This window comes from Paenibacillus sp. 1_12, from assembly GCF_900114475.1.
Classification (GTDB): Bacteria; Bacillota; Bacilli; order Paenibacillales; family NBRC-103111; genus Paenibacillus_S.
Genome location: NZ_FOTE01000009.1, coordinates 80,925 through 96,795, shown reverse-complemented (window position 1 = coordinate 96,795; position 15,871 = coordinate 80,925). Strand labels below are relative to the sequence as shown.

The following is a 15,871-nucleotide window of genomic DNA, read 5'->3' as shown; positions in this document are numbered from 1 at the left end:
CCCGTCTTCCAATCGCTGTTGCAGCCAGGTTCTTTCGATTCTTAGCCCCATAGGGGTAAGAATCCGTCTGCAAAGGCGAACACTTCGTTTCTCCAGAAGGGTCCGCTTTATCCGCTCGGGCTGTGTGTTTCTTTGGTTCATCATATATAGTCAATCTATTGTCAGCCCCATGTATATATAGTTCTTGTCGCTGCCTCAGCATGAAAAGCACGGACTTTCACAAAAAAGCCCAGCATGGTATATGCTGGGCAGCAGCTAGCAGCTGCAAGCATAGGGAAAATAAATCTTATATACCTTGGTCAACTCATTTTGATCAATTGGTTTTGAAGTACAGTATTTCCTTGCTGACTGGTGTAAGGAGGAAGGCTTCTTCCAAAACAGTTGACTATGATTTTTTTGGTTTTGTGATAAATAATCCGAATTTCATAGAGATCGACGGATTCATCCAAATCAGCATACATCACAGCCAAGTTGTTGCCAGCCAGACGATAGGGGAATACAACTGGATCATCGTTTCCTATAAGCACAGGAAGCTGTACAGGATCGGAATAGGAGGACCAGTCCCATATTTCGACTGTAATCCGGTGCGAATTCTTATCCATGTTTGCGAGATTGATGACGGCTGTGATGGTATCAGGCTCTCTGGTCAGCACACCGGTTGATAGAGTCACTTTGTCAGACATATGAATGCTCTCCTTTCATAAGAAGATTGAAGTGCACTATACTCTATGAAACAAAATGATAGAAGGACACCGGCAAAATTACTAACTTTCAATAGATTCTGCTTAACCTCTACAGCTTTTTCACCGTTTTCTTCATTGTCTGCTTGTGTTCCTCGTCCCATACTGCGTGAATTTCAAAGGTTCCCTCTTCGAAGAACAGAGGAAAGCGCTCCTTGAACCACGGCTGCATCGGGAGGTCCAAAGCCTCGCTGATCTTAACCCAGAGCAGCTCACCTTCAGGCGGATTCGACAGCAGCGTGCCCTCATGGGCAATCGCTACATAATTGAACACCATATAACGATATCTGGTTTTCGGATCAACATGCTCAGACAATCCTTTAAAGACCAGTTTCGTAACGGTTAATCCAGTCTCCTCATATACTTCGCGTATGGCTCCTTCGGTAGGACTTTCAGGAAAATCGATTTTGCCTCCAGGACCGATATAGCCTGGGAATCCTTTTTCGCTTGGGCGATTTACCAGTAATACACGGTCTCCGTCCTGAACTAAACACATCGTGTACAGTCCATAAGTTAAAGGCAGCGATTCTGTTGTATTCATATGATCCATTCAACTCCATAGCTATTTGTTAACTCCATATCATTCAAGATACAGGAGCAATCATGTGAAAATCAAACGGCGCATCCCGGTCGCAAACCAGTTTGCCATCTATTACCGTAAGCTTTGCAACCTGAATCGAGGTACGACGATCCTGATAAGTACGTTCCGGCTGGCCGGGCTGACGTTCTGGATGAGTAAAATAAAAGATAAAGGCATGCTCGTCCTGCACCACGACATCGGCATGAAGCCCAATTGCCTGATCATCCTCACGGTTTCCAGGCTGATCAAGGATAAGGCCCTGGTTCACCCAATTGAGGCCATCATCCGATTGGTATACGCCTTGACCCCGCCATTCATCGACAATCATCCAATAGCTGCCGCCAAGAATAAATACGTTGGGCCCTTCATGACCGCGGCCTCTAATCACGGGTCCGACTACCGTCCAGTTGTACAAATCATCACTATCCGCAGCATATGTGTGGGAATGATGGTCCTCATCCTTATACCACATTCGAAATTTACCGTCGGGAAGCTTGTGCACGCAGGCATCAATCACACGCTCCGAGCTTAATGGCAAGCGGGATTGAAACGTCCATTGCAGTAAATCAGGGCTTGTATAGTGAACAATATGGCGTGAATGCCCAGCCCATTGCTGCGGAATACCTTGAATATAGCTCACATACATGTGATATAAGCCTTCATGCCAGATGATTTCCGGAGCCCAGAACGTATTACGGCCCCATTCCAGCTCAAGCCCGGTAAGGGTTCCCCGATACAGCCAGTTTTGTCCCCCATCTGCGGAGGAAGCCACACCGAGGTCTGTTCCATGAACCCACTGAACGCCAAGGCCTCCGGCTGTTGCTCTCCGATTCGTATAAATCATCCACCATTCAGCGGTTTGACGGTTCCAAATGACAACGGGATCAGCGGCGCCATCATAGATCGGGTCTCTGAATAAAGGAGCCTTGGGGGAAAAGTTATTTTGTGTCATAGGTTGGTTTGCCTCCGTTAATGGTTATGACCGAGCAAGTAAATGGGAAGTATCATTTAAAAAATGAACGATTCTTTCAGCGCTCTTGATTTCGATGAGATGTATCGCGGTATCGCCATTTTTGAAGTAATAGTCTTTATTCACTGGCATTTTGAAAAAGGATCGGAGCATATTATTGATCACGCCGCCGTGTGCAACAATTGCAATCCGTTCGTAGCGTGGATCTGAAATGATTTTTGAAAAGATAACTTCGATTCTCATCCGAAACTCAATTGCAGATTCTCCCTGCTCCACACGCTCATGAAGCTCCTTAGGGACAGGGTATCGCTTGGCCTCCTCAAAGGATAAACCCGCCAAAGCGCCATTATTAAATTCCATTAAATCTCCTTCAAAATGCAGCGGACATCCAACCTGCTCAGCAAGAACAGCAGCGGTTTCGCTTGCGCGCTTCAAGGGGCTGGCCCATATGAAATCTGGCGGGAATTTGGCGTTCACATACGCGGCCATCGCTTTCACTTGAGTGCGCCCAAGTTCAGTCAATTCAAAATCAGCTCTTCCTTCGTGAACCTGCAGAATATCTGCCTCGGATTCGCCATGTCTGATTAATAAAATTTGCATCATAGCCGCTCCTTTAAAGACCCATTTGGCTTTTGTGTCCCCGGTAGCTTCCAGCCTCCGGGAATCCATTCAGCACCAGATTCGTGAACGTTTCCGAGAAGCCGTACTCGGGCAACGCCTGTATAGGAACCATCCGCACCTCATAAATGGGTGTACTCTCAAATTCATTGGACGGTTGAACAATCTCTCCCGACAGCCGCTCCAGTAAAAAGCTGATATGAATGATGGAAGGATCGGCTTCCGGCAGATCACACACGTAGAGCAGCTTCGAAACCCGCACTTCGAGCCCTGTTTCCTCCTTCATCTCTCTGATTAAGGCCTGGTCCAAGGCTTCACCACGTTCAACCTTGCCACCTGGCAAAGACCAATTTCTAGAGGAGGAAACCCGTTGTTGTACGATCAGAATATGACCATCCTCAATAAGCAGACCGGTGACCCGAACCCGCAGCAAATAGTTGTCCATTTATCTTTTTACTCCTTTCGAGCATCATGTTGGTAACGCCCTTTATTGGCCGCACAGTTTCACTTTATGAATATCGCTTTAAGCTTAATGGCTCTGATCGTGATTCCGTAGTCTGAGAGCAACCTGTTCGGTTGCTTCCTGAGCGGTCAGCTCAAGCGCCTCTGCCGAGCCACGTTCCTTCCATTCGATCAACCCTTCACCGGCTTTTTTGCCGACAACGATACGTATGGGAATGCCGATGAGGTCGGCATCCTTGAGCTTAACGCCAGGTCTTTCCTCCCGGTCATCGAGCAGTACGTCAGCACCAAGACGGCCAAGCTGTGCATACAGGCTCTCAGCCAGCTGCATCTGGGTCGTATCCTGCACCGAAACGGGCACGATATGGACATGAAAAGGAGCAATCGAGAACGGCCACAATATGCCATTCGCATCATGAGACTGCTCCACAACAGCCGACAGCAGCCGTGAAATGCCGATTCCATAGCAGCCCATCAGCATCGGCTGCTCTTTGCCGTCAGCATCAACGAAGCAAGCCTTCAGCGGCTCGCTGTATTTGGTACCGAGCTTAAAAATATGGCCGATCTCAATGCCGCGGGTCAGCTTCAGCGTGTTTTCGCAATGCAAACAGAGGTCGCCTTCTGCTACATTGCGCAGATCTGCTGTGTACTCCAGGGAAAAATCTCGCCCTGGTCTTACATTGCGTAGATGGAAGCCTGCATGATTGGCTCCGGTAATCGCCGATTTCATATGGGCTGCTTCATGGTCCACGAATAGAGCAATGGGCAGCTGTATAGGGCCAATATAGCCAGAAGGTGCCCCAGTGGCAAGGGCAATCGTATCGGCGTCGGCAAGCTCCAGGTTATCGGCATGAAGGTAGTTTTTAAGCTTCGTTTCGTTTACCTCATGATCGCCGCGAATACACACAGCAATTGGCTTGCCATCGGCTACATAAATCAAAGTTTTGATCAATTGATCAGCAGACACGTTTAGAAACTGTACGAGTTGTTCAATCGTTTTTATATGGGGAGTTGCGATTTTTTCACTCTCCAAGAAATCCAAACGATCTGAACCATCTAAATTATCTAATCCAGCAGTAAAAGGTCGTGATCCGGCACGTTCCAGATTAGCTGCATACCCGCAGCATTCACAGGTAACGATGGTGTCCTCTCCGATATCGGTCAGCGCCATAAATTCGTGGGTCCCACCCTCGCCTCCAATAGCTCCGGCATCCGCCTCTACGGCACGGAATTTCAGCCCGCACCGATCAAATATACGATGATAGGCGTTATACATGGCTTGATAAGCTAGATCGACACCTTCCCAGCTTGTATCAAACGAGTAGGCATCCTTCATCACAAATTCCCTTCCGCGCAGCAGTCCGAACCGCGGGCGCCGTTCGTCCCGGAACTTACTCTGAATTTGATATACGATCAATGGGAGCTTGCGATAAGAATTGATTTCATCGCGAATTAGCGAGGTAACGACTTCTTCATGAGTCGGTCCAAGGGCAAACTCCCGGGCATTACGGTCTTGAAAGCGGATCAGCTCTGGACCATACACCGCGTGGCGTCCCGATTGATGCCATAGCTCTGCAGGTTGCATTGCGGGCATTAGAATTTCCTGAGCTTGGGTCATATCCATTTCTTCTCTCACAATCGCTTCGAGCTTTCGCAGCACCTTTCTACCTAAAGGCAGATACGTATAGATGCCTGCAGCCAATTGACGGATATAGCCCGCCCTCAGCAGTAATTGGTGACTGGCAGCCTCTGCATCGGAAGGGATTTCCCGTAAAGTAGGAATTAAAGCGTGTCGTTGTCTCATTAAGTAGCTCCTCCAAATCAAATAACCGCATTCGTTAGGGACGAATGCGGTTTCGTGGTACCACCCTATAGTCAACCACCGTCTGACAACGGCAGTCCTTAAACGGAATAACGGGTTTCCCCGGCGACGGATTTCCCCATCGCGGCTGCAAGGCGGGAGGGCTGAACGATGATTGAGGCGCCTTGCAGCCGGGTGCACCCTCTCTGAGCAATCATACCGTTAACCGTATGTCCTTGGTTAAAGCCTTTAGTTGGATGAATATACTACCAATTTACAGTAGACGAACGAATTTAGCAATAGCGGCTGTGGATCTGTACAATGACTTGAATCTCATTTTATAAATCTAACAAGCTTTGAATGAGCAAAAAGGGCAGGGCAGCAATGGCAATAAAGCTATAGAAGAAACCCATCAAAAATTCCTTAACGTGACTCATAGCAATCCCTCCAGTTGTTGGTATGTGCTTCATTATACGCCCCTTACCGATGAGAAAGCTTAAGCTAAGCTTAGAATCTAATTAAAATTTCAGAATATTTGGATAATGATTTATCGGTTTACGGTTTTCATCTTTCTGAAGGAGAACCATTCCTCAAAGGGTGACAATACTTGCTGTATCAGCGATTTTCGAAAGCCAGTTCAAAAACTGTCACTTACATGCAGTCGAAGATCCCACTACAATAAAATTACACACGTACCGTTCAACCCAATGGGCTTAGCATCGGGACGTCATGAGAAGAAAGAATAAAGAAGAAATAGGGAGGTTTATGAACATGAAGGTTTTATCTTGTAAGACGGTTAGCTCGACCCTGCTTATGGCACTCTCATTAGGTGTGGTCGCAGGATGTGGCGGCGATAATCCAAAGCCGCAAGCAGCAGGAAGTACTCCGCAGGCTCCCACTGATCTTAAGGTTCAATTCATGGTGCCATCGTACGCCGATATTCCGAACATGAATGATGAATATTGGTCAAAGTTTCAAAAGGAAAGTAAATCGCAGCTGGATGTGGAATGGATTCCTTCCGGTGATTATGATACCAAATTTGATCTGGTATTAGCTTCGGGTAACATTCCAGAGGTTATTGTGGCGAGTAATATCACGCGTCCGACTTTGCAAAACGCAGTGAAACAGGGAGCGTTCTGGGATTTGGCTCCGTTCCTAGGTGACCTAAGCAAGTATCCCAATTTGAAGAATAACAGCTTTAAAGAAGTGTGGAATTATATGAAAACGGACGGCGGCATATATGGAGTGCCGAGAAATCGACCGCAAATTGATATCAGCTTAAAAATGCGGAAGGACTGGCTGGACAAATTCAAATTGCCGGTACCGACAACATTGGATGAATACACGGCCGCATTAAAAACGATTGTCAACGGTGACCCGGACGGCAATGGCAAAAAAGATACCGTAGGCCTTATAGGTCAAGGGTTTTTGCTAGCTGATGGTGACGGCAGCTTCCTGTCCGCCTTTGGAGGACTTGATCCGGTATACGACAAAGAAGGCGGTCTAATTAATAAACAATTAACATCGAATTACACGGATATGGTCGCCTACTTCCGTCAATTGTATACGGATGGCATTTTGGCTAAGGATTTCTCGGCTATCAAGCAAACACAGGCCGAAGAAATGTACACCACCGGACGCGCCGCTTCGTATGCCCGGAATATTTGGCGGGATTACACATTTGAGCAGGGAATCAAGAAAGTACAGCCGGAAGCGGAAGTGATTTCACTGCCACCAATGAAAGGTCCAGGAGGGGTTAGTGTTCAGTTATCCGTGCCTTTCTCCGGTGCGTTCTATATTTCCAAAAAAGTACCGGAAGAGAAAGTGAAGCAAATCCTTGATTTCTTCGAAAGAACGACAACGATGGAGCAAACCGATTATAACTATTATGGTATTGAGGGTGTTCATTATACGATGGTCGATGGGCAGCAGCAGCTAACCGATCTTGGCAAGAAGCAGGTAACAGCCAATGGGACAGGCGCTATCTTCCCTCTTGCGTATAACAATAAGATGAAAGTCATCAATCCGGCGGCTCCTAAAGCGTATAACGATGCCAAATCGGCATCTGTCGAATCGTACAGCAAGGTTGGCAAAATCGATTTCTTCTCGATTATCAATTCCAATACGTGGATATCGATTTGGCCGAAATACAATAGCGATTGGCAATCGATGGTTGTGAAAGCTATCGTCGGACAAATTTCCATGGACGAATACAAAGCCTATGTTGACAAACTGAACAACAGCGCCGAATTCAAAAAGGCTTACCAGGAATTTGCCAAAGAGTATAAGGAAAAAATCGGCAGCTAGAACAGCATATATGGGAATTTTCTGCTGGCACTTGATGTATCGTGCTTCACTCCCTATCATTATAGCCAGCATACCGCTCAGACCAAGAAGCTGAGCTTTAGAAAATGGGAGGACTTATGGCGAACTGGAGCAAGTTTTTTTTGAAATACCTGGGAATCGAGCGGCGGACTAACCCCAAAAAATATTTGTATAAGCTGATCTGGCTCGGCTGCATATCCGTATGCGTTCCGGTTATTTTGGCAAGCACGGTCTATTATCAGCTTTCGATGAATCGGATGGAAACCTATATCCAGACTGAAAGTGATTCGTCTTTGACTATTTTAAAGGACCGTGCTGAAAGGGTGTTACAACAGATCGAGCAGGACTCGCTCCAGTTAGCCAAAGACCCCATGCTACAAGAAGCTTATGCAGGCTCATCCGGTGACAACGTCATTTGGAATATCGAAATTTTGAAAAAAATCGCGTTGGTTAAAAACTCAAACAGCTTTATTAATGAAATCTTTTTGTATAACAGCCCGGGCAGTGTTATTCTTTCTAACGAATATGGACCCATTCCGAGGGCAGAGTACAAATATAAGGATGATATCGACCGACTGCTGGAAAGCAAGTATCTTACCCAATGGTCTCCGCTCAGCAAAAGGGAAGGCTATATGACCTTTGCCCGATTGCTTCCGCTAATTGGTAACGGCGGGCCAGAGGGGCTGCTGGGCTTTGAGATTGAAACGTCGGCGCTCAGCAAGTTTTTAGAGACGGATACGGTCATTGTGACTCGTGCTCAAGAGCTGATCATCGTGAAATTGCACGATCCCTTTGGTATGGAGCGAAAATCCGAGACCGTGCTTTTGCAGGAAACCGCCCGGTTAAAGGGTATAGAAATGATTCAAGCCTCGGACAAAAGCTCCGGTCAGTTTGTGGCCGAGGGCATTGACGGTAAGCCGGCACAATACAGGTATGTAAAAAATGTGTTTGCAAGAACGTATGTTTCCGTAATACCGGAGCAAGCGATAACGGATCAATTGGATTGGATTCGCGGGATGATGGTATTGATTCTTGTGATCTTTGTCGGGGTCGGGATTGTTCTGACCTACTTCACCTCCAAGCGGGCATATACCCCAATTGAACAATTGATTAATCAGAGCCGTTCGCTCCGTGTAGATGGGATTCAGGATAAAGACGATGAGCTGGATATTATTAAAGAGTCTTTGGATTATTTAAGTAAGGAAACGAAAAAGCTTGGGGCTTATATGGACAAAATAGAGCCTTCTTTGCGTGAAAAGTTTCTCTTTCAGCTGTTGAGTGGCGATTATACGAGAAATGAAACGCTTATTCAGGATTGCAGAACGTATGGGATTGATGTGACTTCGACGAATGTCGTGCTGATAGTTGAAGCCGAAAATATATACAAAGAGAAAAGGTTTTTACCTGAGGAAAAAGGGATCGTTGCCTTTTCGCTGGCTAATGTGATGCAGGAGATATTGCGCAGTCATTCGCTTCAAGGCTACGTAATTCCTTATCAGGGAAGAGGGGCGGCGATACTGCAATTCAAACCCGATATGGAACAGCAAACGATGCTGGATCACACAAGGGAATATGCAGCTGCCATCACCACCGCATTCCAGAACTATTTATCGTTCGAGGTAACCGTCGGTATTGGCCGATTATATGCACATGCGGCTGACGTTCCAGTGTCATACAAAGAAGCGGAAACCGCACTGCAATATCGGATATTTCGGGACTCCGAAACGGTTTTATTTATTGAAGATGTGGAGCCTGTCAAGAAGCAGGCGCTGATCAAATACCCCCGTGAGCAGGAGGCAGCCGTTGTGGCTGCGTTGGAGCAGGAGGATATTCCGTTCGCCACCCAAAATTTCAAACGATTCACGGAAATATTGCAAAGCTCCCAATCTTATGTATTTATTTATCAGAGCTACCATGTATTGCTATCGTCGTTGATTGTTTCTCTGGAAAGGCAGGGCGCCAATGCCGGGGACGTCATCGAGCATAATTTGTTCGGACAGTTGAGCGACAAACAGACCTCCGAGGAAATCTGTGACTGGTTTGAGGAGACACTTTTCCCTCTGTACTTATGGTTGACCCGGAACGATCGGGAAGCAGCCGGGGAGTCGATTATTCAAACCATTTGTACTTATATCAGCGAAAATTGCGGGAACGACTTATCACTGGTGCAGTGTGCGGAAATTGTCGGTGTGAGTCCGTCCTATTTAAGTCGTCTGTTCAAAAAAAGCATGGGCAAAAACTTTCTGGAATATGTAGTGGAAAGCAAAATCGATGAAGCCAAGCGGCTTTTAAGGGATACTGATCAAGGTCTCGGTGAGATTGCTCTAGCGATTGGTTATTCCGAACGAAACTTTATCCGGATATTTCAGCGGCATGTCCAGATCACGCCGGGAGGCTACAGATCCGAGCACCGGTAGATCCAACGCATTGAAAACGAAATGGAGGCAGAGTCATGAAAATTGAAAGCATAGAAACATTTACGACCAGAAATTTATCCTTCGTTCGTGTCACATCTGAGGATGGATTACAGGGATATGGACAAATCGCACCCTATCATGCGAATATATCAGCGCTTGTGCTGCATCAGCAAATTGCCCCTCACGCACTTGGAGCTGATTGTGATGAGATCGAAGCTTTATCTGCGGCCTGCATCAGGGAAGAACACAAATTTCCAGGCTCTTATATATGCAGGGCGGTCGGCGGGCTGGATACGGCTTTATGGGATTTGAAGGGGAAAAGGTTAGGCAAAAGCGTAACTGAGCTGGTGGGCGGTAAGCCGCGGATGGTTGATGTATACGGATCCAGCATGAAGCGGGATATCTCACCTGAGGCCGAGGCCGAAAGGATTAAGCGTCTTCAGGATACGTATGGGTATGGTGCTTTTAAAATTCGTATCGCTAACAATTTTGGCAATGACGTAGATGTATACCCGGGCCGTACGGAGCAGGTAGTGAAGGCGGTTAGGGAAGCCATCGGCGACAAGACGCCGCTTTACGTCGATGCGAACAGCGGCTTCACACCGCGCAAAGCGATTGAAACTGGACGGATGCTGGCGCAATATGGAGTATGTCATTTTGAGGAGCCATGTCCGTACACGGAACTGGAATGGACTAAGCAGGTAGCGGATGCTCTCGATATTCCCGTCACCGGCGGGGAGCAGGATACAGATCTGGCGCAGTTCAGACGTATGATCGGCATGCGTGCGGTCGATATCGTCCAACCGGATATTTGCTATGTAGGGGGCTTCAGCCGTGCGATGGAAGTAGCCAAAATAGCTGAGTCTTTCGGAATGACCTGCACACCGCATGCAGCCAATCTTTCGATGCTTACGATATTTACACTTCACATGGTCGCAGCCATTCCGAACGCGGGGACTCATATGGAGTATACAATAGAGCAGGACGCTTGGACGAACAACCTCTTTATGGAGCCTTTGGAGGTTCGCGACGGCAAAGTGCAGGTTCCGGAAGGACCAGGCTGGGGTGTAACGATTCGTCCGGAGTGGCTTGCTCATGCGGAATACCAGATCAGTGAATAAAGGGAAAATAATGAGGTGACTTCAATGCAAACAGGTGTTATCCAGAAGCAAACGAAACAACGATCACGACGTAGTTTGTGGTCAACGATGGTTCAGCAAAAATGGATGTATGTGCTGGCGGCGCCGGGAATCCTCTATTTTATTTTGTTTAAGTTCGCTCCCCTGTGGGGCCTGTTGATTGCCTTTAAGGAATACAACCCGTATAAGGGGCTTTGGGGAAGCTCGTGGATCGGTCTAACGAATTTTACGGAAATGTTTGCCAGCCAAACCTTTTATATCATGCTGCGAAATACGTTTGCTATTAATATTTTTGGAATTATTTTCATGTTTCCCGTACCTATTTTGTTGGCGTTGATGCTCAATGAGGTCCGGCATGAGGTATTTAAGCGTATTAATCAATCGATTGTTTATTTGCCGCATTTTTTATCGTGGGTCGTTGTAGCAAGTATGACCTTTTTCATGCTTTCCACAGATGTAGGCATAGTCAATAAAATGATTTCGGGATTAGGCTATGAGACCGTCTCCTTCTTATCCAACCCCAATTATTATTGGGGAATGATTACGCTGCAAAGCATGTGGAAGGAAGTGGGCTGGGGAACGATTATCTTTTTGGCCGCAATGGCTGGTGTCGATCCGCAGCAGTACGAAGCCGCAGTCATAGACGGTGCCTCACGCTTCAAGCAAATATGGCATGTCACCTTGCCCGCGATTCGTCCGACCATTATTATTTTATTGATTTTGCGGCTTGGCCATATGGCGGATGTCGGTTTTGAGCAGCTGTTGCTTATGAATAACCCGTTGGTTACTTCGGTTTCCCAGGTGTTCGATACGTATGCTTACACGATCGGAATTCTTGGAGGGAAAATCAGTGTAGGTGTAACCGTAGGCATGTTCAAGGGAGTTGTAGGCTTGATCCTTGTCATAATGTCCAACTATGTAGTTAAAAAAATGGGTCAAGAGGGCATCTATTAAGGAGGTACACCACGTGAGTTTCGTAGCGACTAAAAAAATGACGGTTTTTGATTATATCAATTACTCGCTGCTGGGGATGATTTCGCTAGCCTGTGTATTTCCATTTATTTATGTGTTCAGTGTGTCCTTTACGGACCCCGAGGTCTACGTGCCTCTGCAATTTTACCTGCTGCCAGAGAAGTGGTCTTTATCGGCTTACAAGTATATCCTGTCTACGAACAGCTTTTTGAACGCTTTGAAAAGTACGGTATTCGTGACGGGAATCGGTACTGTGCTGAGTGTGATCATTTCGTTTACTTTTGCCTATGTGCTGACCAAAAAAGTCGTCCCCGGACGGCGGTTTATGCTTAGTGCAGTTATTTTTACGCTGGTGTTCAATGCAGGTATTTTGCCTAATTATTTGCTAATCAAGGAGCTTGGATTGTTGAACTCATATTGGTCCTTGATCTTGTCCGGTTTAACCAATGCATGGAGCTTGATCGTCATTAAAAGCTTTCTGGAATCACTGCCTCCCGAGCTGGAGGACGCTGCCCATATTGATGGCTGCTCCGATATCGGAGTGTTTTGGCGGATTGTCATCCCGTTATCCATGCCAGCGATAGCTGCCTTTACGTTGTTTTTCGCGGTATCGTACTGGAATACGTACTTTAATGCACTGATCTATTTGACGGATGCGAAGAAATGGACCCTGCAGGTGTTGGTTAAATCACTCGTTATCGATTCGGATTCAAACGGTGTAGGCGCAGCAGGCGGGGGAGGGGACGACCGCGTTATTCCTCAGGAAACGATTCGAATGGCTTCGATTGTGCTCGCTATTGTGCCGATACTTCTCGTATATCCGTTTTTGCAGAAGCATTTTGCCAAGGGTGTGATGCTCGGATCGGTTAAGGGGTAATCACGTAATGCTTGACTTGTTCCACAAGGTTTAGCTATGATAAACATGGTTTACCTTGAGAACAGGAGAATGAACTTATGGATCTTGGGAACAAAATTATGAAACTACGGAAAGAACAGAACCGCAATTTGACGGAGATTGCCAATATATGTGGCTTTTCCAAAAGTCTCTTGTCGAAGATTGAAAACGGGAAAACGGTTCCACCTATTGCTACTTTAATCAAAATAGCCGATGCTTTGGGAACCAAGGTTTCTTTTCTACTTGATGATCAAGTGCGGTCCGGTACGATTTATACAGCATCGGAAACGAGCGAATCGAAGCTTGTCAAGACGGAGAAGGGCTATTCCTTCTTTGCCTTTGCAGTTGAACGTGGTGAAAAGTTGATGCAGCCCTTTCTTTTTGTTTCACGAAAGGACGAGCATGACAGTAAAAATGTATACAGCCACAACGGCGAGGAGTTTATCTTTATTTTGGAAGGCGAAATGCGCTACAAGGTAGGCAATGTAGAGTATACGTTAAAGCCTGGAGACAGTCTGTACTTCGATTCGGTGGAAAAGCATCTGCTAAGCCCAATCACGGATGAAGTGAAGTATGTCGCAGTATTCACGCAGTCCAAAGCGAGCAGTACGTCCCCCAACACACCAACGTAGTCGATGACATCATAAAGAGCCTGAAGCGCAGCTTCAGGTTCTTTGTGGATTTTGAAACCTTTCTCCGCTTCTTATGCGGCAGAGGTCAGACAGCTGTCATTTTTTTGAAAGAAAGCGGTTGCATTATCGATAATGATGGTGTAAAATAAAATATGTTCAACAATGTTGAATTAAATACAACTAAGTTAATCAAAAATAAACTTTGTTGAAAGTAGACTGAAGGTGCATTTCCTTGTCGAATCAGCATACTGTGTTAACCAATAATTCTAAGGGGTGGAGTGGGACAATGAAAAAGTACAAAGTAGGTATTGTAGGTGCTGGTGGTGTTACTGAATTGCATTTTGTAGGGTATAAGGATCATCCCGAGCGAATTGAGATCGTGGCCCTGTGCGATCCGAATCCAGAAGCCCTGCATGCTAAAGCGGATAAATATGGAGTGCCTCAGCGCTTTACAGAGTTGAACGATTTTATCCAAAATAGCGGTGTGGAAGCAGTTGTTGTATGCACGCCTACCTCCATCCGCAAGCAAATTGTACTGCCGTTGATTGAGGCTGGCCTTCCTGTATTTGTTGAAAAACCTTTTTCCGATACCTTGGCGGAAGCGACCGAGATTACCGAGAAAGCAAGACAGAAGGGCATACCGATATCGATCAATCAGAACTTCAGACGCCATTATCCGTTTGAGCTCGTTAAAGGCAAGGTGGCTGACGGTGTAATTGGTAAAGTCACATCCATTGTATTCACCAATATTTTCTTTAGACAGGATGTAGGCTGGAGACAGGAATGCGAACGCAATGCAATGTCTGTTATGGGTATACACTGGTTTGACGGGTTCCGGCAAATTCTGGGTTGTGATGCTGTATCGGTCGTTTGTCAGAATCGCTCCTCCTCCGCCATTCAATGCGCAGGTGAGACAGATGCAACCGTTCAGGTCGTTTTTGAGAATAACGTCGTTGCTACTTATGTACAAAGCTTCTCCTCGACCTTTAATAGAACCGAGATGATCGTGATTGGGGAAACGGGAACGATCGTAACCGGATATAATCGTGCCGAACTTTACCGTAAAGGCGACAAGACTCCAACTGAAACATGGGAAAATCATATCTCCAGAGAAATTGCTACATACGAGGGCTTGAATCACCTGCTTACCTCGCTGGAAACGGGCGTTGAAGCGCCTAACAGCTCAAAGGACAATCTCAAAACAATCTCCATATTGGACGCAGCCTATGTATCGGCCGATGAGCAACGTATCGTTCAATTAAAGCACGGAATTCTGGTGTAAGCGTGGACCCAGTCTGAAACCACTACAAAAATGATGGAAGTGGAAGGTAGTGAATATGGAAACACAATCATCTGCGATGCAATCGTCCATCACCAGAGAAAAGAAAAAAGTGCGGCGGCCGCTTTTGTCGGATATCCGACGTGACAAATATTTGTATATGCTGATTTTGCCTGGTGTCGTTTTTTTCATCATATTTAAATATTTTCCGATGTGGGGTATCATCATTGCCTTTCAGGAATACTCCCCTTACGCAGGTGTTTGGAATAGCGAATGGGTAGGGCTGGAGCATTTTATCCGATTTTTCTCTAATCCTGATTTTATACTGCTATTCCGCAATACGATGGTAATCAGTTTATTGAATCTGGTGTTTTTCTTCCCACTGCCTATTGTCTTATCATTATTATTGAATGAAGTAAATAACAAATTTTTTAAAAGTGTTATCCAATCCATTGTTTATCTACCGCATTTTCTGTCATGGGTCATCATCGTAGGGATATCGTTCTTACTTTTGTCCCAATCTTCAGGAATTGTTAATATGATGATCGCTTCGATTGGACTGCCTAAGTACGATTTTTTGACCAATACGGATACATTCTGGGGAATGCTTGTGCTGCAAAACATCTGGAAGGAAACCGGTTGGGGAACGATAATCATTCTGGCAGCCATTACAGCTGTTGATCCGCAATTGTATGAAGCAGCCAAAATAGACGGAGCCAATCGATGGCTGCAAGCTTGGCACGTAACACTGCCTGGAATCCGAAGTGTTATTCTGATCCTGCTCATATTAAGGCTCGGACACATTATGGATGTCGGCTTCGAGCAAGTATTTCTGATGAATAATGGAGCTGTCGCCCAATATGCAGACGTCTTTGAAACGTATGTATACCGAAATGGTATACAGAGTGGACAATTCAGCTACAGTACAGCGGTAGGGTTGTTCAAATCCTTGGTAGGTCTTGTGCTCGTTATCGTGGCCAACAAACTGGCCAAGAAGATTGGCGAGGATGGTGTCTACTAAGCACAAGCGACAAAAGGTGG

Annotated in this window: 14 protein-coding genes; 8 read left to right on the top strand and 6 right to left on the bottom strand. The window is 46.1% G+C overall.

Annotated features, from left to right (window positions below):
* Positions 1-299: 299 nt before the first annotated feature.
* The 6 genes from BM210_RS19985 to BM210_RS19960 form a co-directional block, all read right to left on the bottom strand.
* Entirely contained in the window at positions 300-683 is a 384-nt protein-coding gene (locus BM210_RS19985) for a hypothetical protein (RefSeq protein ID WP_091172646.1), read from the bottom strand.
* 109 nt (positions 684-792) lie between these two features.
* Positions 793-1,281, bottom strand: a complete 489-nt coding sequence (locus tag BM210_RS19980; protein WP_371263508.1) for an 8-oxo-dGTP diphosphatase — start codon at positions 1,279-1,281, stop codon at positions 793-795.
* A 43-nt stretch (positions 1,282-1,324) separates the two neighbouring features.
* Positions 1,325-2,272: a family 43 glycosylhydrolase gene (locus tag BM210_RS19975; RefSeq protein ID WP_091172643.1), complete on the bottom strand. Its 948-nt coding sequence runs from the start codon at positions 2,270-2,272 to the stop codon at positions 1,325-1,327.
* 24 nt (positions 2,273-2,296) lie between these two features.
* Positions 2,297-2,890: a histidine phosphatase family protein gene (locus tag BM210_RS19970; protein ID WP_091172641.1), complete on the bottom strand. Its 594-nt coding sequence runs from the start codon at positions 2,888-2,890 to the stop codon at positions 2,297-2,299.
* 13 nt (positions 2,891-2,903) lie between these two features.
* A complete protein-coding gene (locus tag BM210_RS19965) occupies positions 2,904-3,353 on the bottom strand; it encodes an NUDIX hydrolase (protein ID WP_091172640.1) in 450 nt (149 codons plus the stop codon).
* A gap of 84 nt (positions 3,354-3,437) precedes the next feature.
* The gene (locus tag BM210_RS19960) at positions 3,438-5,174 is read right to left on the bottom strand and encodes a proline--tRNA ligase (RefSeq protein WP_091172638.1); all 1,737 of its coding nucleotides are present in this window, start codon (positions 5,172-5,174) and stop codon (positions 3,438-3,440) included.
* Between the two features lie 768 nt (positions 5,175-5,942).
* Between BM210_RS19960 and BM210_RS19955 the strand changes: the two genes are divergently transcribed.
* The 8 genes from BM210_RS19955 (at position 5,943) to BM210_RS19920 (ending at position 15,851) form a co-directional block, all read left to right on the top strand.
* Positions 5,943-7,478 (top strand): extracellular solute-binding protein, encoded by a 1,536-nt coding sequence (locus BM210_RS19955; protein ID WP_177237909.1) that lies wholly within the window; start codon positions 5,943-5,945, stop codon positions 7,476-7,478.
* Positions 7,479-7,594: 116 nt separating this feature from the next.
* Complete coding sequence (locus BM210_RS19950; protein WP_177237908.1) at positions 7,595-9,913, top strand: helix-turn-helix domain-containing protein; 2,319 nt, start codon at positions 7,595-7,597, stop codon at positions 9,911-9,913.
* Between the two features lie 35 nt (positions 9,914-9,948).
* Positions 9,949-11,034, top strand: coding sequence for a mandelate racemase/muconate lactonizing enzyme family protein (locus tag BM210_RS19945; protein WP_091172632.1), 1,086 nt, complete (start codon positions 9,949-9,951; stop codon positions 11,032-11,034).
* A gap of 24 nt (positions 11,035-11,058) precedes the next feature.
* Entirely contained in the window at positions 11,059-12,006 is a 948-nt protein-coding gene (locus tag BM210_RS19940) for an ABC transporter permease (RefSeq protein ID WP_256223845.1), read from the top strand.
* 13 nt (positions 12,007-12,019) lie between these two features.
* The gene (locus BM210_RS19935; protein WP_091172630.1) at positions 12,020-12,901 is read left to right on the top strand and encodes a carbohydrate ABC transporter permease; all 882 of its coding nucleotides are present in this window, start codon (positions 12,020-12,022) and stop codon (positions 12,899-12,901) included.
* Positions 12,902-12,978: 77 nt separating this feature from the next.
* On the top strand, positions 12,979-13,551 hold the full coding sequence (locus BM210_RS19930) for a helix-turn-helix domain-containing protein (RefSeq protein WP_091172628.1): 573 nt from the start codon (positions 12,979-12,981) through the stop codon (positions 13,549-13,551).
* 286 nt (positions 13,552-13,837) lie between these two features.
* Positions 13,838-14,833, top strand: coding sequence for a Gfo/Idh/MocA family protein (locus BM210_RS19925; protein WP_091172626.1), 996 nt, complete (start codon positions 13,838-13,840; stop codon positions 14,831-14,833).
* 55 nt (positions 14,834-14,888) lie between these two features.
* Complete coding sequence (locus BM210_RS19920) at positions 14,889-15,851, top strand: ABC transporter permease (protein WP_091172624.1); 963 nt, start codon at positions 14,889-14,891, stop codon at positions 15,849-15,851.
* Positions 15,852-15,871: the final 20 nt, after the last annotated feature.